Below are 24,897 nucleotides of genomic sequence, written 5' to 3'. Positions count from 1 at the left end.
GTTTCCAAATAGAACAATTGTGTTCGACACGGTATTTTCCAGTAGTCATCCATAGCCGCAATCAGCGGTGATTTAGCCACTTCAGCTTGTGAACAAATTCGTTGATTATTTAAAGATCGGTCCTGTTTTCGCCTATTTTCTCCGGGTATTTCGTAAACCCGACCCGAATAGCCCCACCAGCGTAAATCTTCGGATGATGCACGGCATCAATCGAATTTCTATTCTGATGTTTCTGATGGCAATCATTGTGTACACCGTTCGCCATTGCGTCCGATGAATACCGAGACCTTACGCGAGTATTGCATCGGCAAACCGGGTGTTACCGAGTCTTTCCCGTTCGGTGGCGATGCGCTCGTTTTTAAAGTAGGTGGTAAGATGTTTGCTTTATTGGCAACCGAAAGTCAGCCAACGACAATCAACCTCAAATGTGATCCCGAGTTAGCGGTTCAATTACGGGAAGAACATGCAGCGGTAGCACCCGGTTATCATATGAATAAAACCCATTGGAACACCATCACCATTGATGGCCGGGTTCGTTCCTCTGATGTACAGGAATGGATTGACCACTCTTATGAGTTAATAAAAAAGAGTTTACCAAAGGCTGTTCAGGCACAATTAATCTGAACAAATGGCTTGTCAGGCCATACCAAAACATTTAAATTCGCAAGGCCAGAAAAAACCAGATTCGGTTATGGAAGTTGTACTTTTAAGTCTGCTTTTCGGAATCTATCTAACCATTCGGTTCTTCCTGATGGACCACGACACCCCGTCGGACAAAGACCGGAAACGTTTCCGAAAAGGTATAGAAATGGTCCAGAACCGCAATTTTGCGGATGCGTATCGTTACTTCGACGATGCCGTCCAGCAATATCCCAGGTCAGCTATTGCTTACGCTTACCGAGGTAAATGCCAGTTGATTCAGGAGAACCACTATTCGGCTATTTACGACCTGACACAGGCCATCAACCGAGACAATACATTAGCAGAATGCTATCTTGACCGGGGTGTTGCTTTCTATAATACCGGCGATTACCAACAGGCATTTCGAGAATTCGATAAAGCCGTCTGGCACTTCCGGGATGATAAGCCCGATGCCTACCGATGGCGGGCCCTGGCCCGCATTCAGGTCCGTCAGTTACCCCAGGCGGAAAACGACCTCCGGCGGGCGGTTTCTTTAGGCGACGAAAACTCGTTCCATATTCTACTCCAGCCCCCTTTTACCCGGCCGGTATACCAACAAAAATAAGTGGAGATTCTCAAGGGCGAGAGTTAACTAGCTGCCCTTGAGAATCTCCACTTATTTTTACAATCCGCTACTTCAGTTTCCCCATCTGTTCCACATTTCGGCGGGTATCCAATTGGGTTGCCTGGGCCATCTCCATTGATCTCTGAGCCGCTTTCTGGGCATCGCCCGTTTTTCCTCCCCGCCGATAGGCCTCCGCTAATTCATAATATAAATCAGCCTGTTCTTTAGAGCTTGGCTTCAGTGCAAGTCCTTTATTAACCCATTTTACAACCGTTGGTGCATCGACGGCGTCGGGGCTCGACCGGTTGAACAATCGACTGATGTATATATACTCCGGAACGCTCAACTGGTTGGAGTTTACCTGATTATCCATCCGTTCAACAGCTTTTGCTGTCTGACGGGCCCGAAAATAGGCATTTACTTCGGGCAGGAGCGTCCGGTTATACGCTACTTTTGTGTCGATTCCTATTTTGATTAGGTCCTGCCGGATTTGAACAATTTTGGCAATTGGGTACTGTGCTCCGCGCCCACTGAACAGCGATGACATCAGAATATTTTCAGCAACCTGCAGCGTTTGCTCGGCCCCATAGGCTTTCCGGTACGTATCCATATGGTTCAGCATGTACTGAAACATTGGATTTTCATAGTCCAGAACAAGTTTTTGAAGAGCCAGCCAGTTTGTTTGACTGGCAAACGTAGCCACCGACTGCTGACGTGCGTACTCATTCATAGCGGCCATATTCGCAACGGTATCTTTCGTGACGCGGCCAAACATGGCATAATCGATCAGGAAGTTGGCCGACCGTTCGCCCTGCTGATACCGTGCTTTCATCCCCTGGCTCCGCACTTTAGGATCCAGCGCATTGGTTCCATGCCGAATCACTTCATCCGTTGAGTTATTACTCATAGCAAAGTGAATCAGGTTCTGCTGCGGATCGAAGTAGAGAAACAGGGGTAACGATGGAACAAACAACCGACGACTTGCCAGGAAAGACTGGGTAGCAGGCGCGTTAATATCTAGCTTGGTACTCACGAACTTAGTGTTGTAGAGTTTCCCCACCCGACTGTCGGCCAGTGTTGGAATAAAGCTCTGGCAGGTATGGCAGGTCGGCGAATAGATTTCGACAAATACTAACTTTCCCGCCCGGCGGGCTTCCTGGAAAATGCTGTTTATCGGCGTTGTTTTGAACTCAATACCGCCCGGTTTCTGAGCCAGCGCAATATGGGCTACCAGAAGTAGCAGAAGTATCTTTTTCATAAAAAATAGCAGTCGTTACGAGGAATATCTTAGCAAATTAACGACCAAATTTATCAGGCTGGTGTCGGCTACTGCTGCTGTTGCTGATTCTGATTCTGCTGCTTGATTTCTTCCTCCAGCCGCTTGCTCAACACTTTGCAGGTATTCTCGATATCATCTGCCATGCGCTTGTCTCCCGTTGCACTAAGCGCCGTATCCGCAATACCACTCATAATCTCGATCATGAAGCGCTTCATGTCGACTACCTCCATATCTTTCGTCCAAAGGTCAATTTTGAGCGTACTGTTGTGGTAATGATCCCATAGAGAAATGGCGATGGCACGTGTATCACTTAGTCCCTCATTTGGGTTATCCGTTGCTTCCCAGTAGATCTTGTCGGGAATATTCTGGTTGTCTAGTTCAACCGAAAAATGGATGTCTGATTTTTTCATAGATACAAAAATACGTAGTATGGCCGTAAACCCGCGACTCGAACAGGAACAACCTCCATGTTTGCTACAATTGAAACGGTCATTTTCGGTACTTTCGTCTCAAATTTTACCCATCATGTACACATTATACGCTATTCCAAATTGCGACACGGTGAAAAAAGCACGGACCTGGCTAGCCGGGCGAGGTGTCGAGTATCGATTTCACGATTACAAAAAACAGGGTATCGACTCAAAAACGATTGAACAATGGCTAACCCAGAAACCCTGGGAAGAATTAGTAAACCGGTCGGGATTGACCTGGAAGAAGCTTTCTGATGCTGATAAACCCACTAGTGCCGCGGGTGCCATTGTTCTAATGATGGAAAAGCCATCCGTTATCCGTCGCCCGTTGATTGAAGCCGATGGGCAGATTATTGCTCTGGGCTTTAATGAAAGTGCTTATCAGGAAACGTTTTCTGATGGAACCACGGTTTTGTAGGAAAGAGAACATCCATGTCAAAGATACCATTGGATTCTCCGGAAGCGGTTCGATTTCTGGTGGATTCGTTTTACGAAAAAGTGCAGGTCGATCCGTTTATCGGGCCTATTTTTACCGATGTAGCTCAGGTCGACTGGTCGCATCATTTACCTAAGATGTATGCCTTCTGGGAATCACTAATTTTGGGAAACAACGCCTATAACGGCCATCCGTTTCGCCCGCATCTAATTATCAACCAGAAGCATACGCTGACCATTGAGCACTTTGAGCGATGGCTTCAACTCTTCACGGCCACTCTTTCTGAAAAATTTACGGGCGAAATGGCAGAACAGGTTCGCCAGCGGGCCACCCAGATCGCCCTGGTCTGGAACAACAAGCTTGAGTATATAAATAATGACTCATTTATGGAGTCGTAACCCAGGCAGAACCCCGCGTTTGTGACGGTTAGGTTTCACGGCCAATCATCACAAACGCGGGGTTCTGCCTGGGTTACATTTATTACTGCTTACTGAATACTTTCTTCAACAGGTCGGTGACCCGTGCGGCCGGGTTTTCACGAATTTTCTGTTCCTCCTGAGCAACCAGAATAAACAACCCATCAACGGCTTTATTAGTAGCGTATTGGGTTAGATTGGGGTTTACTTTCTGCACAAAGGGCACCTTGTTATAGGTGTTTACCAAATCGGCATAGTACTTGGTCGCGTTATTTTTCCTCAGGGTACTATCGATTATGGGTGTAAACTCTGTAACCAGTTGCTGTCCCGAAGTACGGCGTAAATACTGCGTTGCGGCATCGTTCTGACCCCGCAGAATGCCCACCGCATCCTGAATGCTCATGGATGTAATGGCTTTTATGAATACCGGCTTAGCCTTTTTAGCGGCATCTTCGGCGGCCCGGTTGAGCGATAGTTCAAACTGGTCAACCTGCTTACTGAGTCCTATTTGCCGCAGCGTTGAGGCAACTTTCTGCGCTTCGGGCGGAAAAGCGATCTTCAGCAGGGGATTTTTGAAATACCCATTCACAGCCGACGCCTGATCAGATCCTTTACTGATACCAACCTGCAAGGCTTCCTTCAGACCAGAAGCTATATCACTGCTTGTCAAACCGCCCCCTGTACCCGAAGTGGCCGTGGTTACTGCCTTTAGCACTTTACCAAAAATGCCGCCACCCGACGATTGTTGTTTAGTTGTGTCCTGTCCAAAAACGACCTGGCTGCTTACCAGAGCAAGAAAGGCGGCTGTGAAAACTTTTTTCTTCATCATAGAATTGAATTAATCAGGTTGCCATTTTATAACGGTCAATGGGCCTAAATCGTTTTTTCGTACTTTTGACAGCACCGAATGGATAAAGTAAAGTGGCTATTGATAATTTTTCGGTGATTTGTTGACAACCCGATTGGTAAAACGTCACACTTTCTTTATTTCTTCTTTTCTTATTACTCAGTTAAAATGATCAACACCGTCCGCGCCGAAGTAATCACCATTGGCGACGAAATATTATTTGGACAAATCACCGACACGAATACCGCCTGGATCGGAACCGAGTTAACGAATATTGGGGTCCGCGTGGTTCGCAAATCGTCAGTAGGCGACCAGACAGAAGCTATTTTACAAGTTCTTGCCGAAGCACACGAGCGTGCTGACGTCATCATCATCACGGGTGGACTAGGGCCTACCAAGGACGACATTACCAAGAAGACGCTCTGTACCTATTTCGGCGTTGGGATGGTTCGGAATGAAACAGCGCTGGCGCTGGTAACCAGCTTTTTCGAGAAACGGGGCCGGGCAATGACCGACCTCAACCGCGGGCAGGCCGATCTTCCGGCCAACGCTGTGTATATTCAGAACGATTGGGGAACAGCGCCCGGTATGTGGTTTGAGCACCAGGATCGGGTATATGTATCGCTACCCGGTGTCCCGTTTGAAATGAAGCACCTTATGGCTAATCGAATCCTGCCAAAGCTGACCGCTCATTTTCAAGCCCCAATCATCAAGCATAAGATGATCAGGACGGTCGGTATTGGCGAATCGTTTCTGGCCGAACGAATTGAAGCCTGGGAGGATGCGCTGCCCGAACACATTAAACTGGCTTATCTGCCCAGCTTTGGGGGCGTAAAATTAAGACTGACCGCAACAGGCAGCGACAATTCCTTGCTTGATAGCCAACTGGCCGAACAAATAGCGAAGGTGATGCCTCTGATTGAGAAAAACGTTTATGGCTTCGATAATGACGAAATTGAAACCGTTGTTGGCAAACTTCTGATCGAAAAGCAATTAACCCTGGGCATAGCCGAGAGTTGTACAGGTGGTTATGTTTCTGCACAAATAACGAAAGTACCGGGTTCCTCTGCTTATTTTTGGGGCAGTGTTGTTAGCTATAGCAACAGCGTAAAGGTAAATCAGTTGGGCGTGCTGCCAGAAACACTAGAAGCTTATGGGGCCGTGAGCGAAGAAACCATCCGTCAAATGGCCGAAGGCGTTCGTGAGGCTCTTGGCACCTCCGTGGGCATAGCGACCAGCGGCATAGCCGGTCCGGATGGCGGTACACCCGATAAACCCGTGGGTACGATCTGGATTGCCTGCTCAACCCAACAGCGCACCATTACCAGACTCCTAAAGCTAGGTCAGTACCGCGACCAGAATATTCAGCTAACAACAATGTATGTATTGAATATGCTGCGGGAAGAAATATTGAATCAGTATTAGGAGTTAGGATCGAGGAGTAAGGAGGGCTGATGCCAGCAAATAACGCGTCAGTCCTCCTCACTCCTCGATCCTAACTCCTCACTCCTTAAAAAACATGGCTCTCATCGACATGGTTATGCCCAAAATGGGCGAAAGTATAATGGAATGTACGGTTATTGCCTGGCTCAAGCAGCCGGGCGACCGTATTGAGGCTGATGAATCCGTACTGGAAGTAGCCACCGATAAAGTAGATACGGAAGTACCAGCCTCGAATAGCGGCATTTTGAAGGAAATTCTGGTTAAAGAGGGTGATGTCGTTGCGGTGGGTGCATCCATAGCCCGCATTGAAACGGACGCTGCTGTCGAACCCGAGACTATCTCAAAACAATCGGCACCGGATGAGTCGTCGCCAGTTAGTGCTGACCAGACACCTATAGGCGTGGGTGATGTTGCCAACGTGCCAGTTCCTCAGCCCGATCTGATGCCTGAGCCGGAAATCACTACGGCTGCCTATGAACTGGAAACGAGCATTGCCGCCCTGAGCAGCCGCTCCGCTCCTATGGAGAAGGCCGTAGCCACATCAGCCAAAACGTTAGCAGGTGACACGCCCATTTTCAACGACCGTTTCTACTCTCCCCTAGTGCTGAATATCGCTAAGGAAGAAAACGTTTCGCGCGATGAACTCGACCGTATTCCGGGATCGGGTGCCGAAAATCGGGTCACCAAGAAAGATATACTAGCCTACGTTATCGACCGCGCTGAGGGCCGGGCACCTTCACCTTCGGGTAAAGGTCAGCAATCCGAACATACCGTTTCATCCGCCATTTTTCAAGCCCAGCTACCTCACGCTGCGGGTTCACCAGCTACGCCGAAACAGCCAGATAGTCAGTCAAACGGTTCCGTAAACGGACAGGCCGACATTATTCAAATGGACCGGATGCGGAAAATGATTGCCCAACGGATGGTAGAATCGAAGCAGATTTCACCACACGTCAGTTCATTCGTTGAAGCAGATCTGACGCCCATTGTGCAGTGGCGTACTCGCATGAAGGATCAGTTCAAGCAGCAAACCGGTGAGAACCTGACGTATACCCCAATTCTGGTGGACGCCATCGCGAAGGCAATCAAAGACTTCCCGATGATCAACGTGTCTGTTGAAGGTGATAACATTCTGGTAAAAAAGTCGATAAATATTGGTATGGCGGTTGCCTTGCCGAGTGGCAATCTTATAGTGCCGGTTATTCATAATGCCGATCAATATAACCTTGTCGGTTTAACCAAAAAAGTCAATGACCTGACTAAACGGGCTCGTGAAAACAAACTGACAGCCGACGACCTAGCGGGTGGTACCTACACGATTTCTAATATCGGCACATTTGGCAACCTGATGGGTACACCCATCATTCTGCAACCGCAGGTAGCCATTATGGCTTTTGGTGCCATCGTGAAGAAACCCGCTGTTATTGAAACGGCCGCAGGCGATTTTATCGGAATACGACAGTTGATGTTCCTGTCTCACTCCTACGACCACCGCGTAGTCGATGGCTCGCTGGGCGGTCAGTTCGTTCGTCGAGTGGCAGATTATTTAGAGAAATTTGATGTAAACCTTAAACTCTGACCAAGTTTTTATCAAGATTTGAAGGATTAAATGAGATTACTTATGATTTTGACAGCTCCGCTGTCGTTGTAGTAATCTTGTTAAATTTTTAGAATCTGGTTAAAATCCCGGCGGGAACGCCCGTCCGACCTGACAGTATGAAAAAACGAATTGCGATTGACATGGATGATGTGATGGCCGACACTCACGCCAAGTTCATTAAACTGTACCTTGAAGGCGAAGTGCCTCGCTACACCCTTGAGGAACTAAAGGAAAAGTCGTTCCATGAGTTATTTGACGAGCATGAGTACAAAGCCATATCGGAGCGAGTCTACGAGCCAGGTTTTTTCCGGGACATTCCGGTTATGGAAGGCGCAAAAGAAGTGATTGCTCAGTTAATGCAAAAATATGACGTGTTTGTAGCCTCGGCCGCCCAAGAATTCCCAAACTCGTTACGAGAGAAGTGGGATTGGCTACAGGAGCATTTTCCGGACATTTCCTGGCATAACTACATTTTTCTGGGGGATAAAAGTGTATTAAATACCGACTATCTGATTGATGACCTACCCCGAAATCTCAAAACGTTTCAGGGCGAAGGATTGCTCTTCGATGCACTGCACAACCGCGAAGACACCGAATTCAAGCGGGTAAAAACCTGGCACGATATCGCCAAACATTTGCTGTAGTACTGTATATAAATTACTACCCTTAATACTACAAAAAAGCTCCGACTTAATGGCCGGAGCTTTTTTTATAAATCAGAACTATCGTTTTAGCCTTAAGCTTCTACTTCTTTCTGCAACTCTTCAACACGACGATCGTGGCCCACCTCATACTGCGCTTTTTTAGCTTCGGCAGAAGGTCTTAAACGAACGATATGCAGTTTATGCAACAGGCCAATCACGGGGAAGGTAGGATCGAATTCGAACCATTTGGCTCCAAAATTAGCTGCGTTAGGCCGCTTGTGGTGGTTGTTCTGGAACAATTCACCCATCATTACTACGTCCAGAATAAGCGAGTTTTTCGATTGATCCTGATTGTCGAAGTTTGAGTAACCATACTTATGACCGCTCCAGTTGATGATGGCTCCATGTACAGGTCCCATTACGAAGTGAACAGGTAACAGGAAAAAGAACGCCCAGTGCATATCCAGATAGATAAAGGCGAAAATGTAAAAGACGCTATATAGTACAGCCCAGCCAGCGCGTGACACCCACGAATCGCCCACTTTTTCAATAAATCTCCACTCGGGATAGTTTCGGTCAAACTGCCGCTCTACAGGCTGCTTGCGGTGAAGCACGGCATTATAAATATCTTTTGTCTTCCACATCATCGTGAAGATGTTCTTCGTATGGTGCGGAGAGTGCGGGTCTTTCTCGGTGTCACTGAAGGCATGGTGCATCCGGTGGAGCACGGCATAAGCCCGTGGACTCAGATACGACGAACCCTGCGAAACATAGGTAAGTGCATAGAAAAACCGCTCCCAAAATTTGCTCATCGAGAACATTTTATGAGCGGAATAACGATGCAGGAAAAAGGTTTGGCAGAACAGGGACAAATACCAATGCCCAATGAACGCGGCCAGTACAATCACAGTAATATTATTAAAAGGTGAAGTTTACTGATAACATGGGAATACTCCTACAAAACTAACGAAATTTAGAGCGTTTTGGCCTGTCTTCCAGCAATAATACTTTAATTAATTTGTGGTTGTTGCGTATTGCAACAGGTTAGCACCCATGCGAAGTGCCTGCTGCCGTACCGGTTCAGGGTCATTATAGACACTCTGATCCTCCCAGCCATTCCCCAAATCGCACTCATAACTGTAAAAACAAACCAACCGGCCCTGGTAGATGAGGCCGAACCCCTGGGGAGCCTTGGCATCATGTTCATGTACCTTAGGTAAACCGCTGGCAAACTTAAATTTTTGCTGATAAACAGGGTGATTGAACGGCAGTTCGATGAAGTTAAGCTCAGGAAATACCTTCTTCATTTCACGTCGGATAAATTTATCCAGCCCGTAGTTATCATCAATGTGTAAAAAACCACCCGACATCAAGTAGCGTCGTAGGTTCTGTACATCGGCATCGCTGAAGGTGACGTTTCCGTGACCCGTCATGTGTACAAAAGGGTATCCAAAAATATCAGGGCTGCCCGGTTCAACAATATCCTCTTCCGGGAATATATTCATGCGCAGGTTAGCATTTGCGAACTTGATCAGGTTGGGCAGCGAAGTTTTGTTCGCGTACCAGTCCCCCCCCCCATTATATTTTAGTTTAGCAATTTTATAGGCGTATTGCGCATTCGCGATGATCACTGAAGAATGTAGAAGAACGAAAACGATAAGTAGTTTTTTCATTGCTTTTCCGACCAAACTGATGCTGGTAATTAGTTACTCAACAAACGGGCCAACTAAAAGCTTAACCCATAGGTGACTGATTGATAAAATTCAATATCTGGCAGGCTGTAAGCGCAGCTGTTTCGGTCCGTAGCCGGTTAGGACCCAGGGATGCCATCTGGAAACCGGCCGCAATGGCCTGCTGTATTTCCTTTTCAGAAAAATCACCTTCCGGCCCAATTAGAACAACATACTGCCCGGCTTCGGTCGCTTGTTTCGCCAAATTGACAGAGGGCTGGTTAGCTGGCAAGTGAGCAATAAACCGTTGCTCATCCCCTATGGTTTTCAGCATTTCGCCAAATGGAACCGCATCGTCTAATTTAGGCAAAAAAGATTGTAATGACTGCTTCATAGCAGCAATCGCGATCTTTTCTATGCGTTCCAATTTCAACACCCGTCGCTCGGAATGTTGACCGAAAAAGAAACTGATCTGCTCGATACCCACTTCTACCGCTTTTTCAACGAACCACTCGATCCGATCCAGGTTTTTGGTGGGGGCCACGCAAATCCTGATCGAGAAAGGTCGGGGTGGCGTCGTCTGTACAGCTTTTATGCGAAAGGCGCACCGGCGAAGATCCGTTTCATGAATAACGGCGGCATACTGGTTTCCGTGTCCATCCGTAACGGTAATCGCGTCGCCAGCCCGCAACCGTAATGTTTTGATGGCATGGCGGGAATCATCTTCCGTTAAATGTTGAGTAGCTTCTCCGGCAATGATCTCTGGTTGATAGAATAGATGCATAGGTTCAACAAAAATACAAAGCTACAGCGTCTACACGATCATTTGCCAGCAACATCAGCCCATAACCAGCGCAAGGATTCCGGAAGAATTGAGCCGCCATGCTTACCCGTATGTCCACCGGTCCCGCCCACAAATTTGTAATCATAGCCACTAAATTTAAGAGCCGCTTCCATTTGCAGATTACTCAGCCACCAATTACCATGCTGGTTATCCAGATCGTTGTTTCCATCTTGTAAAAAGACTTTTATCGGTCGTTTGGGGGATTTCCGGATTAGCGATGGGTAGACATATCCTCCTTTGATATTGGTAAAACTTCCAATGTGGCTTAACACCTTCTGAAAGTAGTCAGGTCGTTGCCAGGCAGCGGTAAAGGCACAGATGCCGCCCGATGAAAGACCACAAATGGCCCGCATGGCAGGTGAATCGGCCAGTTTGTAAGTCTTACTGATTTCGGGAATAAGCTCTTCGACAAGCAGTCTGTCATATTGGTTTGTCACCGTATCGTACTCGAAGCTTCGATTATCGGCTCGAAAAGGGTCTTTTGGTAGCTTTTCGCCATGCTGGCCGGGATTGATGAACAAACCAATCGTAACGGGCATGGCTTTCTGGTGAATGAGATTGTCAAATACAATAGGCACTCGAAAATCTCCATCTTCTTTTATATACGCATGACCATCCTGAAACACCATCAGTGCAGCCGGACGTTGTGGGTCATATTGAGCAGGAACGTACACATAATACTCGCGGATGGTATTCGGGAATACCTTACTTTTCCAGGTGTGTTTCGTTACAACACCTTTTGGAACACCGGCTTGGCGCTGAGAGTCTGGCCCATAGCTAACCGTTTCGCTAACCGGTTTTTGCTGTGCCTGAAGACGATGCTGAACTACAATAAATAAACTACCAATCAGGAGTATGAATAAACGGTATCTCATACCTAAAAAAGCCGGGTTATCGCTTAAACTACCGGCTGAACCATGAAAAACGGAACCCACCCCATCGTTTTTTTGTACTTTTGCAGGATACATTATTTGCCGTGAAAAAAGTTGCTTTTTATACACTCGGTTGCAAACTGAATTTCTCCGAAACCTCTACTCTGGCCCGTCTTATGGAACAGCAGGGATTTGAACGGGTGGAATTCAATCAGCAACCCGATGTTTTCATCATCAACACCTGTTCCGTGACGGACAATGCCGACAAAAAATGCCGGAAGATTGTTCGTGAAGCACAGAAAATAAATCCAGAAGGTTACGTAGCCATTTTGGGTTGCTATGCCCAGTTGAAACCGAAAGAGATTTCGGAGATACCGGGTGTCGATGCGGTATTGGGCGCGGCTGAAAAATTCCGCCTGCACGAACTCATGCCGACTTTTGTGAAGGTACCCACCGGCGAGCCGGCGCAGGTGTTTAATTCACCCATCGAAGAGGCCCTCGATTACCATGCGGCTTATTCACTCAACGACCGCACACGTACCTTCCTGAAAGTACAGGATGGCTGTGATTACCCCTGCGCCTACTGCACGATTCCTTTAGCCAGAGGTAAAAGTCGATCCGATACGATTGCCAACGTCGTACAGGCAGCCCATGAGATTGCCGAAAGAGGAGTAAAAGAAATCGTATTGACCGGCGTCAACATAGGTGATTTTGGCTTGATTAACGGCCAGCGGACGGAAACCTTTTTCGACCTTGTTCAGGCACTGGATGAGGTTGAAGGCATCGAGCGGTTTCGTATTTCGAGTATCGAACCAAACTTGCTGACTGACGAAATTATTGACTTTGTTGCCCAATCGAAGCGTTTTGTGCCGCATTTTCATATTCCGCTTCAATCGGGCAGCAACCGCGTGCTGGGCCTGATGCGCCGTCGCTACAAGCGCGAATTGTACGTAGACCGGGTTGAGAAAATAAAAGAATTGATGCCTCATGCCTGCATTGGCGTCGATGTTATTGTTGGGCACCCTGGCGAAACAGATGTTGAGTTTAAGGAAACGTATTTGTTTCTGAATGAATTACCAATCTCGTATCTGCATGTGTTCACTTACTCTGAACGGCCAAATACAACAGCGTTAACCATTAAACCAATTGTACCTGGTCATACACGGGCGGAACGATCAAAAATGTTGCACATTTTGTCCGACAAGAAACGCCGGGCTTTTTATGACGCTCAGGTTGGCCGAAATGCAACCGTCCTCTTCGAAGAAGATATTGCTGATGGAAAGATGCAGGGTTTTACTGAAAACTATGTTCGGGTAGTGGCAAAATACGATCCTTTATTAATTAACGAAACCTTAGCAGTACACTTGAGTGATGTCAATGCGGAGGGTTTGATGGAGGTAACAGAGCCAGAAGCGGTATTAGAAAGGCATTAGACCAGTTAGATTTTAGTTGTAAACTAAGCCGGTATTATTACCGGCTTTTTTATTACATACCTTTATAAATGACTACTCCTACTTAAAGAGCGAGACCATAAATTATTGTTAATCATCTAGTTACCAGTACAAGCTAATACCATATGTTGCGTATTTATGGTAGCTTTAACCTTTCTTATAATACATTTACCCTATATCCTTTCTTTATGAAACTAATTTCTGAACTACTCATTGGCTTTGTAGCTCTTGAACACCTGTATATACTGTGGCTGGAAATGTTTGCCTGGACAACGCAGGGAAAAAAAACGTTTAAATCATTCCCACCTGATCTGTTCGAAAAAACAAAGTCGATGGCGGCTAATCAAGGGCTTTATAACGGCTTTCTGGCCGCTGGTTTAGTCTGGTCCCTACTTATAGAAGATGCCGCCTGGCGTATGAACGTCGCTTATTTTTTTCTGGGATGTGTTATTGTTGCCGGCGTATTTGGTGCGCTCACGGCCCAACGTTCTATATTTTTTGTACAAGCACTTCCAGCTATACTAGCCCTGCTCGCGCTAGTGTTTGCTTAAAAACAACAACCAGTGCAACCCAAAACTACCATAACAATGGAACAGACAATAGGAACAAGAACCAGCTAATAAAGGGCCCTTTCCATGGCGGGTGTTCGGAGGGGGACCCAGTTGAAGGTTTGTACGGCCTGAAGAAAGGATTTCGGGGCCGTTTCAGTATGTATATTCCTCTATTATTGGAAGTTTTGGCTAAAGTGGATCATAACCCCAAAAACAACCGCTTGAGAGCGGTTTAATCACTACCCTATTGCCTAACAAACGGATTGATTAGCGAACTACCAAGCCCTTTAAATAGGAAACCGCTCCCAAGCGGGAACGGCTCCATGAGTACAACAAAACCACAGATAAAGCTGTCAGACATGTAGGCCAGACAGGGTGCCTGTGGCTCAGTTGATAGGTATATTATGTTTTATGTACGATGTATGTTAGCTAATTCGTCGGCGTCAATCATACATTGATTTACGCTTCAATGAGGAACTCGTCGTGCTGGCTTACGTCCAGACCTAGTTTCTCATCTTCTTCGGTTACACGCAGGGGCAGAATCAGATCAGTTACTTTCAATAGTGCGTACGACATTACGAAGGCAAAGACCGATACACCAACCAGAGCGATCATGTGCGTGATGAACAGTTTGGTTTGACCAAACGCCAGCCCTTCATCAACAACCGCTGAGTTGATACCTTTGCTCGCGAAGATGCCCGTCATGACCATACCGACCATACCACCAACACCATGGCAGGGGAATACATCAAGCGTATCGTCAAGCGTTGATTTTGACCGCAGGTGAGCCACGTAGTTCGAAATTATGGAGGCAATCGTACCAATGAAAATAGCGGTTGGGATAGTTACAAAACCAGCGGCTGGTGTGATGGCAACCAGACCAACTACAGCACCGATACAGAAGCCAAGAGCTGATACTTTCTTTCCTTTAGCCGCATCGAACAGAACCCAAGCCAGGCCAGCAGACGCAGCTGCCGTGTTTGTGGTAGCAAAAGCCGAAGCAGCCAATGGCGAAGCAGCAACTGCCGAACCCGCGTTGAAACCAAACCAGCCAAACCACAGTAAACCTGTACCTAATAGTACGAATGGGATGTTAGCTGGTGGGAAATAGCTGGCTTCGAGATGCGACTTCCGACGCTTCAGATACAAGGCACCAGCTAGCGCAGCCCAACCGGCCGACATGTGTACAACCGTACCGCCGGCGAAATCAAGAACACCCATCTTAAACAGAATACCATCTGGATGCCAAGTCATGTGGGCCAGTGGGGCATAGACGAGCAGGCTGAACAGGATCATGAACAGAACGTACGAACGGAAATTGATACGCTCGGCCATGGAACCCGTAACAAGAGCGGGAGTAATAACGGCGAACTTAAGCTGAAAGAAAGCAAAGACGACTAAGGGGATAGAAGCCGCCAGCGACCAAGGTTTGCCATCCAACACACCTTTGAACATGAAGTGGTCCATTGGGTTACCCACAAAGCCACCAATTGAGGTACCAAATGCAAGACTAAAACCAACTACAACCCACAAAATGCTGATAACACCCATAGCTACAAAGCTTTGCAGCATGGTCGAAATAACGTTCTTGTTGTTTACCATGCCGCCGTAGAAATACGCCAGACCAGGTGTCATTAATAGAACCAGCGCAGTGGCAACAAGCATCCAGGCGGTATCACCGGAATTTATCCCTTCCGTAACAATTTGGGTCGGAACAGCGGGCACAAAGACAGCCACTAAGCTGATAACCAGCAATATGGCGAGAGGAATGTAATTGGGCTTTTGCATAGTAATTGAGGTTTTTTGTTGTACTGAAAAAAGTTGGGTTAAGAACGTTAGCGACGGATACTAGAACTTAAAGATGGCGGCCATGCCTAGCGTCGCCTGTGAGGTTGTCAGCGAACCATCGTTCTTCTCAAACTTATTAGCCGAGTAGCTATCAATTCGCAGTTCAGGTTTGAGGAGAAGGTGTCCATCAGCAGCGGTGATGTTTCCCGTTACAGTGATCGAGTTTACACTGGCACCATTTCCGGCAGCATCGGTCAGGGCACGAGCACCATTCTTGTTGTCAAACGTCTCGTAACGTACGCCCAGGCCAAATTTGTCGGTGAAAGCATAATTAGAATATACAGCTACACCGCCCCAGCTTTTAGACGTGGTTGGCCCGCCATATCCCTGATAATCTCCTTTTTGTGAGCCTGTTGCGGCATTAAGACCTAAGAAAAACTTCGATGTAACCTGGTACGTAGTGGTCAGATCGAACAGTTGATAATTAGCATTATCGGCCGACACATTTCCAACTTCTTTCGATGCTTCGTTCGACACGATAGCGTTTAAATACACATTCCAGCCAGAAACCGGCGAGAAGAACAACTGGCTGATAAAGCCCTTCTTCTTGTTGTTATCGTATAGATTATCAACGTTGTTTACTAAACCTACCATCAACGAAGCCCGGTCGCTGAAAGCATACTGCGCTTTGAGACCAATGTGATAGAAAGGACCGTTGTTGAACAGGTTAGACAGCGAGTAGTTGTAGTTAACCGGAGCATCAATTACTTCGTAGCCAATGTGAGTACCAAACTGGCCCGCCGTAAACGACAGTTTGTCCGTTGCCTTGTAGGTAATGTAAGCCTGCTTGATTGCTAGGGAAGTAGAGCCCGGCCCCAGGGGACCAATATAGTTACCATAGTTTCCCAGATCAGAAAACGGCCCAAACGTCAAATCCATGACAGCATCGACCTTACTGGCTGAGTATACTGCCTTCGCCTGTACTAAACCGATACCAAACTGACCCGCCCGTTGATCAAACGCCCGTGCGTTGCCAACCCCTGTACCGTTCAAGCCCAGGTTAGACTGGCTTTTAGGGTTGTTGAAGTTACCAAAGTAGTACGTATCCATGTACCCCGAGAAGGTGAATTTTCCTGGAGTTGCGGTGGTGGAATCCTGTGCGTTAGCGGTAAAAGCCAAAAGCAAAGAACTAATAAGTAAAATTACTTTTTTCATACTGTTTATTCGGTTGTAGATAATCTTTACTGTGGTCTTATTTCGAAGCAAATTTTGTTCAATAAATTATCCTATGCAATAGTAAGGCTAAAATAATTATGATTATTTTCAGAATTTGGTCAATTATATTGAAAATATCCCAAATTTTAAATTTAAAATACTCTAATTAGAAGAAAATACATCTTTTTAACATATTTTGTATAACTACTTATAAGCCAAATATTATTCGTCCTGAAGAATGTATTTTTTGTCCACTAAATAACGGATACATTAGACTAATATGATTAAAATGCAAAAAAGCCCAATCAGCGAACTGATTGGGCTTTTAAAACGATATACTGGCTTATTTAGGCCTCGGCATGCAGCCAAGCTTTCTTGGCTAACAGAATTTCTTCATCTTCTACATGTTCCGGATCAGGCACGCAGCAGTCCACCGGACAAACCGCAGCACACTGGGGCTCCTCATGGAAACCCATGCACTCCGTGCACTTGTCAGATACTATATAATAGAATTCGTTGGAGACGGGAGCTTGTGGTGCCTTACCACTCACAACCGTGCCATCGCCAAAATCAACTTCGGTCAGTTCGGTTCCCCCACCCCAGGTCCATTCAACGCCACCTTCATAGATAGCTGTGTTGGGGCATTCGGGTTCGCAGGCACCACAGTTGATGCACTCATCGGTGATCATGATTGCCATGAGCAGTATTTATTTATAAACGTAAAATGATAGCCTTGTAAATTGAACAACAAATATAACTATTTAAAGGTTGTCGCCAAACTAATATTTAATTACATTAGTTGATGGGGTATTCCATTTGTTTATCCTATTCATGCTTTTATCAGAACGACTGCATACGTTCGTTGCCCTGGGCGATTTTCTGCGCTCGGCCAATGCACAACCCGAACTTACTGAAATTGTCCAGCAAGCCTATTACAAAAATAACTGGTTTACCCCCGAAAACTCCCAAAATGCCCTTAGTGCAATTGCCAATGAGTTTTTAACGGCCGATAAACTTTCGGCCTGGATAAACCAATACGACATTAAATTGGATGAAGATCCTACCCAACAAGCACGCATAGTAGGTGTTGTCATGGCTGGAAATATTCCGGCGGTTGGCTTCCACGATATGCTCTGCGTTCTGATGAGTGGCCATAAACTATTGGCCAAGCTGAGCAGCCAAGATTTTGTACTTATCCATTATTTAATACAAAAATTAAAGGAGATTGACCCCCGATTTAGCGACCTTATCGAAGAAGCTGACCGGCTGAATGCAGCTGAAGCCTACATCGCAACGGGGAGTAACAACACCGCTCGCTATTTCGAGTATTACTTTGCCAAAAAGCCGAACATCATTCGTAAGAATCGGACATCGGTTGGTTTGCTGATGGGCGAAGAAAATGAAGACGAGTTTTTAAAGCTCGGTCATGATATTTCCGACTATTATGGTCTGGGATGTCGGAATGTATCAACGATTCTGGTGCCGGAAGGCCCGAATGGCGAACCCTACGATTTCACGCCTATGCTCCGTACGCTGGAGCCACAGGTCTCTATCTACCTCAATAACCATAAGTACCAGAATAATTATGACTACAACAAGTCGATTTATCTTATAAACGCGGTACCGCATCTGGATAATGGCTATTTATTGCTGACCGAAAATGACGCCCTGGTCTCCCCTATTTCAGTCGTTTATTTCCAGACATACAAAACACAGGCGGATGCTACGGCCTGGCTGGACACTCATGCTGAACAAATTCAGGTTGTTGCGTCAGCTCAGAGTTGGTATCCCCGTAGTGTAGCCTTCGGACAAACCCAGCGTCCGGGCTTAAACGACTATGCTGATGGTGTCGATACAATGGCATTCTTGAAGGAGTTAGGTGTAAGGTAGTATTAGGAGCGAGGAGTTAGAAGTAAGGAGTCGCTGATGCCAGTAGTATTTTCGCGTCAGCAACTCCTTACTTCTAACTCCTCGCTCCTAACTCCTCCAAAATTAGTATCGCCAGCTTTTCAAATCGGCCCCTTTGGGGGCTGATGTTTCAATTCGCTTCATGATTTTGTCGATGTATAGGGTGTTGTAGCGTAGTCGGCTAATGTAGTTCGGCTGTGTGGGGTCGCCATTCCAGCAGTGTTCGGCCCGATCTCCGTAGGCGACTTCGCTGCTGGCAGATGGGTTCTGTACGCTTTTCAGAAAGTCTTCCATTAAGTAGACAGCATTGTTAAGGTAATAATTGTCCATGTCGCCACAGTAGATGTGAATCTTGCCCGCTACTTTGGGGCCGAGAGTTTTCCAGTCGCGACGGAGTATGTGGAGCAAATCGTAATGCTCACGCCAGTACGCAGCTACTTTGGGGTCTATTTCGCCAGTCAGCTTGTCCCAGATTCGCTTCGGATAGCCATCCTGACCAACCGGCGAATAAACGGCCTCCCAGATATCGAACTGATCCCCCGAACGGGAATGCGTACCCAGGGCAAGTTCGCGGTGGTTAGTTTCTTCGAGGGTTACTTTCACTTGCCCAAGGTAGTTTCGCTGACCGGGGCGGGGCGTCCGCCGAAACGGGCCTTCAGCGTAGTAGGCGTTTTTATCTTTATATAGATTAAAAACAGTGTACGCATCGAACGCAATGGGGTCCGGACAGGCAGCAAAACAACCATTAAACTCATCCGGGTAAAACACCTGTGCTGCCAGAGCCTCCCAGCCACCCGTTGACCCACCATAGGTAAACCGGGCCCAACCCTGCCCGATTCCCCGAAAGCGTTTTTCTATTTCGGGCAGTAACTCATACATGATCGCATCGCCATAAGGACCAAGATTTTCGGAGTTTACAGCGTACGAGTCATCGTAATACGGATTAGCGTGCTGGATTTCGACAATCAGCATCCGAGGGAAATCCTTGCTCGTCCATTTGCGATAGAAATCGTACGCTTCCTGAGCTACGATTCTCTTATAGCCGTGTATCTTGAACCGTTCAATGTAGTCCGTCGTGTCCATGTTGGCTGGGGGCGGTGTTTCGCTGAACCCGTCGAAATTGGCGGGAAAATGGCCATGATTGATGCAGATCGGGTAGCGAGCCTCGGGGTGTTCGTTAAAACCAGCGGGAAGCAACACGTGGGCGCCAAGATACATAGGACGCCCCCAAAACTCGGTCAGGCGTTTGCTCTGTATTTTAATGTGTTTGATAAACCTAGTGTCTTTGGGCTCTTCCAGAGGTGGGTTTACCTGATTCATCACTACTGCAAATGATTGTTTCGTACCAGCCTTTATACTGATTCGCTGCGGCTTGCTAAATAGATTGCCCGGCGCTGTTCGCCAGTTTTGGCCCTCTCCCCTGTCCATCGGCAGCTTTACTGTATGTCCATCTTTACGTATAAAGGTCTCGTATTTATGCAGGACTGCCTGTACGTAATAGTCGCCGGATGGTAGGTCTTTAAGACTACGCCTGGGGTAACCAAAAACGCTGGCATTAACAACCGCCATCTGGCCGGGCTTAAGGTCATTTACGTCTACCCCGAAAAGCTGGGCTGTTTCGACGGCGTCGCTTACTTGTTCACGGGGTTCCAGCTTATTGGTTTTAGCCAGAATAAGTAACACTCGGCCGTCGAGAGCCGTTTTGCTCTGCGTGCTCGGAAATGAGACTGAAAACGTTGTTTGTGCATGTACATTTGCTAAAGACGCATAGCAAATAAGAGTAAATAACAGTCGATGCATCGTGTGTGAGGGAGTTATATGGACTCTCAAACTACACAAAAAAGCAATCGAGTTGTACTGTCAACCAGGCGCCTATCCGTTTCTATTGATACACCCTTACATAGTCGACTTCCATACGCTGTGGCCATATCGTTTCATCGACACCCTTCTGCCCGCCCCAGTTACCGCCAACGGCTACGTTCATGATCAGGAAAAACGGTTGTTCAAACGGCCACTGCGCTTCACTGTTTCCTAAAACAGATTTTTCAACGGTATAATACTTCCGATCATCGACGAAAAAATCAATTTTGTCGGCCGTCCATTCAATGGCGTATAAATGAAAAGAGGTTGTTACATCCTGTAAAGTAATAGCCGCTCCTTTCTCCGTCTTTTTGCCGTGGTTGTACGCTTCGGTATGAACTGTTCCATGGATAACACCCTCATCGAATCCAACGTGTTCCATTATGTCAATTTCGCCACTTTTTGGCCAGCCTGCAGTTGATATGTTTTTACCGAGCATCCAAACGGCCGGCCACGTACCTACGCCCTTTGGCAGTTTGGCCATGGCTTCAATCCGGCCATAGGTCCAGGTCGATTTAGGCTGCGTGAGTAAGCGGGCAGAGGTATAGTTTCTGCCCTGGTAGGCTTCCTTACGGGCCTCAATGATTAGCCTCCCGTTTTCGACCCGGGTATTTTCTGAACGCCGGGCTGTGTAAAACTGAAGTTCGTTATTACCCCAGCCGTTTCCACCCACCTCATATCCCCATTTGGTTGAGTCGGGTAACCCTGATTTATCAAACTCATCGGACCAGACCAGTTTCCGTACACCAGCAACAGGTGGCGCACCCTTCAGGAAGAGAACATCGGGACTTTTACAGGCAAGCAGCACAACCACTGCAACCACCTTCATGACGATCAACGTTTTCATAGGTTCAGGTATATTTTGGTTTATCTCTATCAACTACTTATGGGGAAATGCCCAAGTCAGGAAATCAGGCATAATTTCACTCCATGTTTCCTGATTATGCTTTCCCCCGTTTATTTCCACATACCGAATGTCTTTACTCCGGTCGTATCCTTTCCTGACCAACTCATCAATAAGGTCGATCGTGTCATCAATAGCATCAATAATCCCATTATTGTTTCGGTCGCTGGTTTCATCTTCAGTACCGGTTTCAAACCAGAACTGGAGGTGATGGGTGTAACGTCCTTTTCGAACAAGGTTGTGCATGATGCGATCGGTCTCATCCCGGTATCCATCAGCCGTACTTTTACTACGCCACCAGAACGACCCCGAAAAAACCCCGGCCCGGCTAAATCGCTCGGGATGATGAAACACGATATCGAAAGCCGACAAGCCCCCCAGCGAAAACCCGGCAAATACCGACTGGCTCGGTTCACTACTTACCCGGTACTGTTTTTTAATGTAAGGCAGCAATTCTGTCAGGACAAAATCGGTGTACAATCCTGCTTTACTGCCCCGGTGTAGATAATCAGCTTGCGCAGCGGTGCCGTATTCCTGAATCCGGTCACCGGCGTGAATGGCAACGAGAACGAACGGCCGTATACTGTTATTCTGATACAGCGAATCGAGCACAGCCGTCATTTTCAGGCGCGGCAAATCCTGTCCATCATTTAGATACAAAACAGGGTACGCCCCGGTCGACTGTTGATAATCGGGTGGCAGAACAATCGTTAAATGAACTGTTCGATTAAGGGGAACAGAATGCAGAGAATCATCGCGCCGAACCGTTACGATGCCGGGTTCGATGTGGTTGAAGGCCGGTAGATGATCAGCCATAAGCGCCAGAAAAGTCAGAAAAAGTAAAATCACAAGGTGCAAAATTGAGATTTTTTCAGCTCATTCCAGGCCATTTTTTGTCCGTACCAGCTATTTCGTCTATTTTCATCCGATTTTAGTACCTCCTCAACAAATAGATACAATCGTGCAGGAAGATTATCGTAAATGGTACTCGCACCATCTGGGCCGCGATATCGAGATGCTGGTTTATGGAAACTGGGGCTATCCGGTGGTTCTTTTTCCGACCTCAATGGGTCATTATTATGAGTACAAAGATTTTGGCCTGACCGAAACTGCCCGGTGGTTTGTTGAAACAGGAAAAATTAAATTGTACTGTATAGACAGCATCGACCGCGACAGTTGGTACGCCAAACACCTGCATCCCGGTGCCCGAATCTGGAACCATGTTTTATACGATCGTTTTCTGCACGAAGAACTGGTTCCGGGTATTCAGCGGGAGTGCAATGTTCAGAAAGTCGGCGTATCGGGAGCTTCCTTTGGGGGTTACCATGCGTTGAATTTTGCCTTCCGGCATCCCGAGCAGGTAGGCCATCTGCTTACCATGGGCGCAGCGTTCAACATTCGATCGTTTTTGGGTGGGTACTACGATGATAATGTATACTTCAACAATCCACCCGACTTTATGCCCAATGCCCAAAACAATGAGTTATACAACATGAACATCGTACTGGGCACGTCGGAGTATGATTTTTGCAAAGATGATAATTATCAGATGTCGAGTATTTTAAGCCGTAAGAACATCCGCCATAAACTCGACGTAACACCTTGGGGCAACCATGACTGGCCCGTCTGGAAAGATCAATTTCCACGTTATCTGAGCATGATCTAAGCGCCCCATCATAAGTGGTCTTGCAGGATTGATACTTACAACTCACCCTCGGTTTAGGTCAGAGCATTACTGAACCTGTTTTAAATAGCTCCGGGATGATTGACAATGCGGTGTCAGAATAACGATCTCACCAAAAGTGCGGCAGAAACAACCATAATTACAGCTATAAGCGCCACTCCAAACTTGATTAAAAAATTAATTCCGAACAGAAAAACCATTAACGCTAACAAAGCAATACTTATCGAACTTATTAATAGGTTGCCATTTTTTGACTTAGCTGGGGTGGAGGAATTGAAATTGTATTTCATTATTGATTAGGGAGTTAGACCTGAGAGTAAGCAAATAAAATAAATTATAAACACATTAAAAAGAAATTAAAGCTCGTTACTATATTATTTTTGAGTAATCAATTTACGCACGCGTTTCACTACCTAATAAGTCAATTAATGCTTGAAATGAGTGTTATTATCACCGAAACATCGGTAGTGAACTGTCCGCTTATACAGGATAACAACCGTAGAGCCAGGTCATAAAGCCGGTTTTTTTTTTCTTACATTTACCCGCACAGGATTGGCAAAGAGCCAACTTATTGTGCTAACATCATCCCAGTATAGTTTACTTTCAGAAACAACTAATTAACCATCAGCTTTATGAATCGAATAGGAATTTTATTCGGCCAGGAGAACACCTTTCCACAGGCATTTGTCGACCGTGTTAATGAAAAACAAAGCCAGTTCCCAGCCGAGTTTGTCAGTATTGATCAGGTTGAGCAAAGTGTACCAACCGAATATGCGGTGATTATTGACCGGATTTCTCAGGATGTTCCTTTTTACAAAGCATTTCTAAAAAACGCAGCCCTCACGGGAACAGCCGTTGTCAACAACCCATTTTGGTGGAGTGCCGACGAGAAGTTTTTTAACAATGCGCTGGCGGTTAAATTAGGGGTTCCGGTTCCTAAAACCATCCTATTACCTTCCAAAGAACGCCCGGACGATACCAATCATAATTCATTTCGCAACCTAAAGCACATGAACTGGGAAGGCATTTTCAATCACATCGGCTTCCCAGCCTTTATGAAACCGCATGCCGGTGGGGGCTGGAAGAGCGTATATAAAGTCGATAATCCGGAGCAGATGTTCAAAGCTTACGACGAAACCGGCCAACTGGTCATGCTCTATCAGGAAGCGATTGACTTCACCGACTATTTCCGCTGTTACTGCATTGGTGGTAAAGATGTACGCATCATGCCCTATGAGCCGCGGAATCCGCACCACCTGCGTTATGCAGCCGAAATGAAAACCACCGGCGACGCTGGTAAAAAATTACTGGAAACCATGACCGACTATGTGCTGAAATTGAACCACGGTCTGGGTTACGATTTTAACACGGTTGAGTTTGCCGTGCGTGATGGTATCCCCATCGCCATTGACTTTTGCAACCCGGCTCCCGATGCCGATATTCATTCAGTAGGTCAGGAAAATTTCGAATGGGTGGTTGAAGCCGCTGCAAACATGGCCATTGAACGAGCCAAACGAGTCAAGAAAGGTCAGGATAATCTGACCTGGGGTTCGTTTGTGCGTAATTCAGTGATGCAGCAGCCTGCTGAACCTGTTAGCGAAGTAAAATCGTTGAAGGGGCAGAAAACAAACGAAGAGCCTAAAGCGGAGAAGGAATCGAAAAAGGAGAAGCCCAAGAAAGCCGCAAAAGAAGACGACGACAAGCCTAAAAAGGCAAAGAAATAACCAATTACTTTCTACATCAATTGTGCCGAGGCTGGTTCTTAACCG

General features: G+C 46.6%; 27 protein-coding genes. 14 read left to right on the top strand and 13 right to left on the bottom strand.

Annotation, left to right across the window (positions count from 1 at the left end; genetic code table 11):
- Positions 1-88 precede the first annotated feature (88 nt).
- The 3 genes from NT073_RS12035 to NT073_RS12025 all read left to right on the top strand — a co-directional run bounded on the left by NT073_RS12035 (position 89) and on the right by NT073_RS12025 (position 1,246).
- Entirely contained in the window at positions 89-277 is a 189-nt protein-coding gene (locus NT073_RS12035; RefSeq protein ID WP_297373375.1) for a DUF6728 family protein, read from the top strand.
- Positions 274-624 carry an MmcQ/YjbR family DNA-binding protein gene (locus NT073_RS12030; protein ID WP_297373373.1) on the top strand — a complete coding sequence of 117 codons (351 nt, stop codon included), beginning with the start codon at positions 274-276 and terminating at the stop codon, positions 622-624. The genes NT073_RS12035 and NT073_RS12030 overlap by 4 nt, the downstream gene beginning before the upstream one ends.
- A gap of 67 nt (positions 625-691) precedes the next feature.
- The gene (locus NT073_RS12025; protein ID WP_297373371.1) at positions 692-1,246 is read left to right on the top strand and encodes a tetratricopeptide repeat protein; all 555 of its coding nucleotides are present in this window, start codon (positions 692-694) and stop codon (positions 1,244-1,246) included.
- Positions 1,247-1,313: 67 nt separating this feature from the next.
- Here NT073_RS12025 and NT073_RS12020 read toward each other — a convergent pair whose 3' ends face one another.
- Together NT073_RS12020 and gldC are read right to left on the bottom strand one after the other, a co-directional pair.
- Positions 1,314-2,504 carry a thioredoxin family protein gene (locus NT073_RS12020; protein WP_297373369.1) on the bottom strand — a complete coding sequence of 397 codons (1,191 nt, stop codon included), beginning with the start codon at positions 2,502-2,504 and terminating at the stop codon, positions 1,314-1,316.
- A 68-nt stretch (positions 2,505-2,572) separates the two neighbouring features.
- Positions 2,573-2,935 (bottom strand): gliding motility protein GldC, encoded by a 363-nt coding sequence (gldC, locus tag NT073_RS12015; protein WP_297373367.1) that lies wholly within the window; start codon positions 2,933-2,935, stop codon positions 2,573-2,575.
- 115 nt (positions 2,936-3,050) lie between these two features.
- On the opposite strand from gldC, the gene NT073_RS12010 reads away from it, so the two are divergent.
- On the top strand, positions 3,051-3,413 hold the full coding sequence (locus NT073_RS12010) for an ArsC family reductase (RefSeq protein WP_297373365.1): 363 nt from the start codon (positions 3,051-3,053) through the stop codon (positions 3,411-3,413).
- 14 nt (positions 3,414-3,427) lie between these two features.
- Positions 3,428-3,829, top strand: a complete 402-nt coding sequence (locus tag NT073_RS12005) for a group III truncated hemoglobin (protein ID WP_297373362.1) — start codon at positions 3,428-3,430, stop codon at positions 3,827-3,829.
- A gap of 82 nt (positions 3,830-3,911) precedes the next feature.
- Here NT073_RS12005 and NT073_RS12000 read toward each other — a convergent pair whose 3' ends face one another.
- Positions 3,912-4,676 (bottom strand): DUF4197 domain-containing protein, encoded by a 765-nt coding sequence (locus NT073_RS12000; protein WP_297373360.1) that lies wholly within the window; start codon positions 4,674-4,676, stop codon positions 3,912-3,914.
- A gap of 186 nt (positions 4,677-4,862) precedes the next feature.
- On the opposite strand from NT073_RS12000, the gene NT073_RS11995 reads away from it, so the two are divergent.
- The 3 genes from NT073_RS11995 to NT073_RS11985 all read left to right on the top strand — a co-directional run bounded on the left by NT073_RS11995 (position 4,863) and on the right by NT073_RS11985 (position 8,381).
- Entirely contained in the window at positions 4,863-6,119 is a 1,257-nt protein-coding gene (locus NT073_RS11995) for a competence/damage-inducible protein A (protein WP_297373359.1), read from the top strand.
- Positions 6,120-6,213: 94 nt separating this feature from the next.
- Complete coding sequence (locus NT073_RS11990) at positions 6,214-7,716, top strand: dihydrolipoamide acetyltransferase family protein (RefSeq protein ID WP_297373357.1); 1,503 nt, start codon at positions 6,214-6,216, stop codon at positions 7,714-7,716.
- 137 nt (positions 7,717-7,853) lie between these two features.
- Positions 7,854-8,381, top strand: coding sequence for a 5'(3')-deoxyribonucleotidase (locus NT073_RS11985; protein WP_297373356.1), 528 nt, complete (start codon positions 7,854-7,856; stop codon positions 8,379-8,381).
- A gap of 92 nt (positions 8,382-8,473) precedes the next feature.
- On the opposite strand, the gene NT073_RS11980 is transcribed toward NT073_RS11985, so the two are convergent.
- From NT073_RS11980 to NT073_RS11965, 4 genes are all read right to left on the bottom strand, one after another.
- Positions 8,474-9,289, bottom strand: a complete 816-nt coding sequence (locus tag NT073_RS11980; protein ID WP_297373355.1) for an acyl-CoA desaturase — start codon at positions 9,287-9,289, stop codon at positions 8,474-8,476.
- A 105-nt stretch (positions 9,290-9,394) separates the two neighbouring features.
- Positions 9,395-10,054, bottom strand: coding sequence for a DUF4159 domain-containing protein (locus NT073_RS11975; RefSeq protein ID WP_297373353.1), 660 nt, complete (start codon positions 10,052-10,054; stop codon positions 9,395-9,397).
- Positions 10,055-10,115: 61 nt separating this feature from the next.
- Complete coding sequence (locus NT073_RS11970; protein ID WP_297373351.1) at positions 10,116-10,835, bottom strand: 16S rRNA (uracil(1498)-N(3))-methyltransferase; 720 nt, start codon at positions 10,833-10,835, stop codon at positions 10,116-10,118.
- A 38-nt stretch (positions 10,836-10,873) separates the two neighbouring features.
- On the bottom strand, positions 10,874-11,770 hold the full coding sequence (locus tag NT073_RS11965) for an alpha/beta hydrolase-fold protein (protein WP_297373350.1): 897 nt from the start codon (positions 11,768-11,770) through the stop codon (positions 10,874-10,876).
- Between the two features lie 101 nt (positions 11,771-11,871).
- Here NT073_RS11965 and mtaB point away from each other — a divergent pair, with 101 nt between their 5' ends.
- The 3 genes from mtaB (at position 11,872) to NT073_RS33360 (ending at position 14,005) form a co-directional block, all read left to right on the top strand.
- The gene (gene mtaB / locus NT073_RS11960; protein ID WP_297373347.1) at positions 11,872-13,200 is read left to right on the top strand and encodes a tRNA (N(6)-L-threonylcarbamoyladenosine(37)-C(2))-methylthiotransferase MtaB; all 1,329 of its coding nucleotides are present in this window, start codon (positions 11,872-11,874) and stop codon (positions 13,198-13,200) included.
- Between the two features lie 206 nt (positions 13,201-13,406).
- Positions 13,407-13,769, top strand: a complete 363-nt coding sequence (locus NT073_RS11955; RefSeq protein ID WP_297373345.1) for a DUF1304 domain-containing protein — start codon at positions 13,407-13,409, stop codon at positions 13,767-13,769.
- Positions 13,661-14,005 carry a DUF6855 family protein gene (locus NT073_RS33360; RefSeq protein WP_366107240.1) on the top strand — a complete coding sequence of 115 codons (345 nt, stop codon included), beginning with the start codon at positions 13,661-13,663 and terminating at the stop codon, positions 14,003-14,005. Before NT073_RS11955 ends, NT073_RS33360 begins: the two co-directional genes overlap by 109 nt.
- A gap of 223 nt (positions 14,006-14,228) precedes the next feature.
- Here the strand turns inward: NT073_RS33360 and NT073_RS11950 are convergent, their stop codons facing one another.
- The 3 genes from NT073_RS11950 to NT073_RS11940 all read right to left on the bottom strand — a co-directional run bounded on the left by NT073_RS11950 (position 14,229) and on the right by NT073_RS11940 (position 17,470).
- Complete coding sequence (locus tag NT073_RS11950) at positions 14,229-15,557, bottom strand: ammonium transporter (RefSeq protein ID WP_297373344.1); 1,329 nt, start codon at positions 15,555-15,557, stop codon at positions 14,229-14,231.
- Positions 15,558-15,617: 60 nt separating this feature from the next.
- Positions 15,618-16,772 carry a porin gene (locus tag NT073_RS11945; RefSeq protein ID WP_297373343.1) on the bottom strand — a complete coding sequence of 385 codons (1,155 nt, stop codon included), beginning with the start codon at positions 16,770-16,772 and terminating at the stop codon, positions 15,618-15,620.
- 347 nt (positions 16,773-17,119) lie between these two features.
- Positions 17,120-17,470 carry a 4Fe-4S dicluster domain-containing protein gene (locus tag NT073_RS11940; protein ID WP_012925946.1) on the bottom strand — a complete coding sequence of 117 codons (351 nt, stop codon included), beginning with the start codon at positions 17,468-17,470 and terminating at the stop codon, positions 17,120-17,122.
- Between the two features lie 133 nt (positions 17,471-17,603).
- Between NT073_RS11940 and NT073_RS11935 the strand changes: the two genes are divergently transcribed.
- A complete protein-coding gene (locus NT073_RS11935) occupies positions 17,604-18,662 on the top strand; it encodes an acyl-CoA reductase (protein WP_297373342.1) in 1,059 nt (352 codons plus the stop codon).
- 102 nt (positions 18,663-18,764) lie between these two features.
- On the opposite strand, the gene NT073_RS11930 is transcribed toward NT073_RS11935, so the two are convergent.
- The 3 genes from NT073_RS11930 to NT073_RS11920 all read right to left on the bottom strand — a co-directional run bounded on the left by NT073_RS11930 (position 18,765) and on the right by NT073_RS11920 (position 22,260).
- Positions 18,765-20,480: a hypothetical protein gene (locus NT073_RS11930; protein WP_297373341.1), complete on the bottom strand. Its 1,716-nt coding sequence runs from the start codon at positions 20,478-20,480 to the stop codon at positions 18,765-18,767.
- Positions 20,481-20,562: 82 nt separating this feature from the next.
- Complete coding sequence (locus tag NT073_RS11925) at positions 20,563-21,387, bottom strand: glycoside hydrolase family 16 protein (protein ID WP_297373339.1); 825 nt, start codon at positions 21,385-21,387, stop codon at positions 20,563-20,565.
- A gap of 33 nt (positions 21,388-21,420) precedes the next feature.
- Complete coding sequence (locus NT073_RS11920) at positions 21,421-22,260, bottom strand: alpha/beta hydrolase-fold protein (protein WP_297373337.1); 840 nt, start codon at positions 22,258-22,260, stop codon at positions 21,421-21,423.
- Positions 22,261-22,405: 145 nt separating this feature from the next.
- Here NT073_RS11920 and NT073_RS11915 point away from each other — a divergent pair, with 145 nt between their 5' ends.
- A complete protein-coding gene (locus NT073_RS11915) occupies positions 22,406-23,110 on the top strand; it encodes an alpha/beta hydrolase-fold protein (RefSeq protein WP_297373335.1) in 705 nt (234 codons plus the stop codon).
- A 650-nt stretch (positions 23,111-23,760) separates the two neighbouring features.
- Complete coding sequence (locus NT073_RS11910) at positions 23,761-24,852, top strand: hypothetical protein (protein WP_297373333.1); 1,092 nt, start codon at positions 23,761-23,763, stop codon at positions 24,850-24,852.
- Positions 24,853-24,897: the final 45 nt, after the last annotated feature.

The organism is Spirosoma sp. (assembly GCF_026391055.1).
In the GTDB taxonomy this organism is placed as follows: domain Bacteria; phylum Bacteroidota; class Bacteroidia; order Cytophagales; family Spirosomataceae; genus Spirosoma.
The sequence above is the reverse complement of the archived record's forward strand: the minus strand, read 5'-3'. Positions and strand labels throughout refer to the sequence as shown.

What these genes read in the sequence shown, in the direction of transcription:
- NT073_RS11975 (WP_297373353.1), bottom strand. Translation starts at nt 10,054, where the DNA reads ATGAAAAAACTACTTATCGTTTTCGTTCTTCTACATTCTTCAGTGATC.
- NT073_RS11990 (WP_297373357.1), top strand. Translation starts at nt 6,214, where the DNA reads ATGGCTCTCATCGACATGGTTATGCCCAAAATGGGCGAAAGTATAATG.
- NT073_RS12010 (WP_297373365.1), top strand. Translation starts at nt 3,051, where the DNA reads ATGTACACATTATACGCTATTCCAAATTGCGACACGGTGAAAAAAGCA.
- NT073_RS11995 (WP_297373359.1), top strand. Translation starts at nt 4,863, where the DNA reads ATGATCAACACCGTCCGCGCCGAAGTAATCACCATTGGCGACGAAATA.
- NT073_RS12000 (WP_297373360.1), bottom strand. Translation starts at nt 4,676, where the DNA reads ATGATGAAGAAAAAAGTTTTCACAGCCGCCTTTCTTGCTCTGGTAAGC.
- NT073_RS11965 (WP_297373350.1), bottom strand. Translation starts at nt 11,770, where the DNA reads ATGAGATACCGTTTATTCATACTCCTGATTGGTAGTTTATTTATTGTA.
- NT073_RS12005 (WP_297373362.1), top strand. Translation starts at nt 3,428, where the DNA reads ATGTCAAAGATACCATTGGATTCTCCGGAAGCGGTTCGATTTCTGGTG.
- NT073_RS33360 (WP_366107240.1), top strand. Translation starts at nt 13,661, where the DNA reads ATGTGTTATTGTTGCCGGCGTATTTGGTGCGCTCACGGCCCAACGTTC.
- NT073_RS12020 (WP_297373369.1), bottom strand. Translation starts at nt 2,504, where the DNA reads ATGAAAAAGATACTTCTGCTACTTCTGGTAGCCCATATTGCGCTGGCT.
- NT073_RS11955 (WP_297373345.1), top strand. Translation starts at nt 13,407, where the DNA reads ATGAAACTAATTTCTGAACTACTCATTGGCTTTGTAGCTCTTGAACAC.
- NT073_RS11970 (WP_297373351.1), bottom strand. Translation starts at nt 10,835, where the DNA reads ATGCATCTATTCTATCAACCAGAGATCATTGCCGGAGAAGCTACTCAA.
- NT073_RS11925 (WP_297373339.1), bottom strand. Translation starts at nt 21,387, where the DNA reads ATGAAAACGTTGATCGTCATGAAGGTGGTTGCAGTGGTTGTGCTGCTT.
- NT073_RS12025 (WP_297373371.1), top strand. Translation starts at nt 692, where the DNA reads ATGGAAGTTGTACTTTTAAGTCTGCTTTTCGGAATCTATCTAACCATT.
- NT073_RS11950 (WP_297373344.1), bottom strand. Translation starts at nt 15,557, where the DNA reads ATGCAAAAGCCCAATTACATTCCTCTCGCCATATTGCTGGTTATCAGC.
- NT073_RS11945 (WP_297373343.1), bottom strand. Translation starts at nt 16,772, where the DNA reads ATGAAAAAAGTAATTTTACTTATTAGTTCTTTGCTTTTGGCTTTTACC.
- NT073_RS11985 (WP_297373356.1), top strand. Translation starts at nt 7,854, where the DNA reads ATGAAAAAACGAATTGCGATTGACATGGATGATGTGATGGCCGACACT.
- gldC (WP_297373367.1), bottom strand. Translation starts at nt 2,935, where the DNA reads ATGAAAAAATCAGACATCCATTTTTCGGTTGAACTAGACAACCAGAAT.
- NT073_RS11920 (WP_297373337.1), bottom strand. Translation starts at nt 22,260, where the DNA reads ATGGCTGATCATCTACCGGCCTTCAACCACATCGAACCCGGCATCGTA.
- NT073_RS11935 (WP_297373342.1), top strand. Translation starts at nt 17,604, where the DNA reads ATGCTTTTATCAGAACGACTGCATACGTTCGTTGCCCTGGGCGATTTT.
- NT073_RS12030 (WP_297373373.1), top strand. Translation starts at nt 274, where the DNA reads ATGAATACCGAGACCTTACGCGAGTATTGCATCGGCAAACCGGGTGTT.
- NT073_RS11930 (WP_297373341.1), bottom strand. Translation starts at nt 20,480, where the DNA reads ATGCATCGACTGTTATTTACTCTTATTTGCTATGCGTCTTTAGCAAAT.
- NT073_RS11910 (WP_297373333.1), top strand. Translation starts at nt 23,761, where the DNA reads ATGAATCGAATAGGAATTTTATTCGGCCAGGAGAACACCTTTCCACAG.
- NT073_RS11940 (WP_012925946.1), bottom strand. Translation starts at nt 17,470, where the DNA reads ATGGCAATCATGATCACCGATGAGTGCATCAACTGTGGTGCCTGCGAA.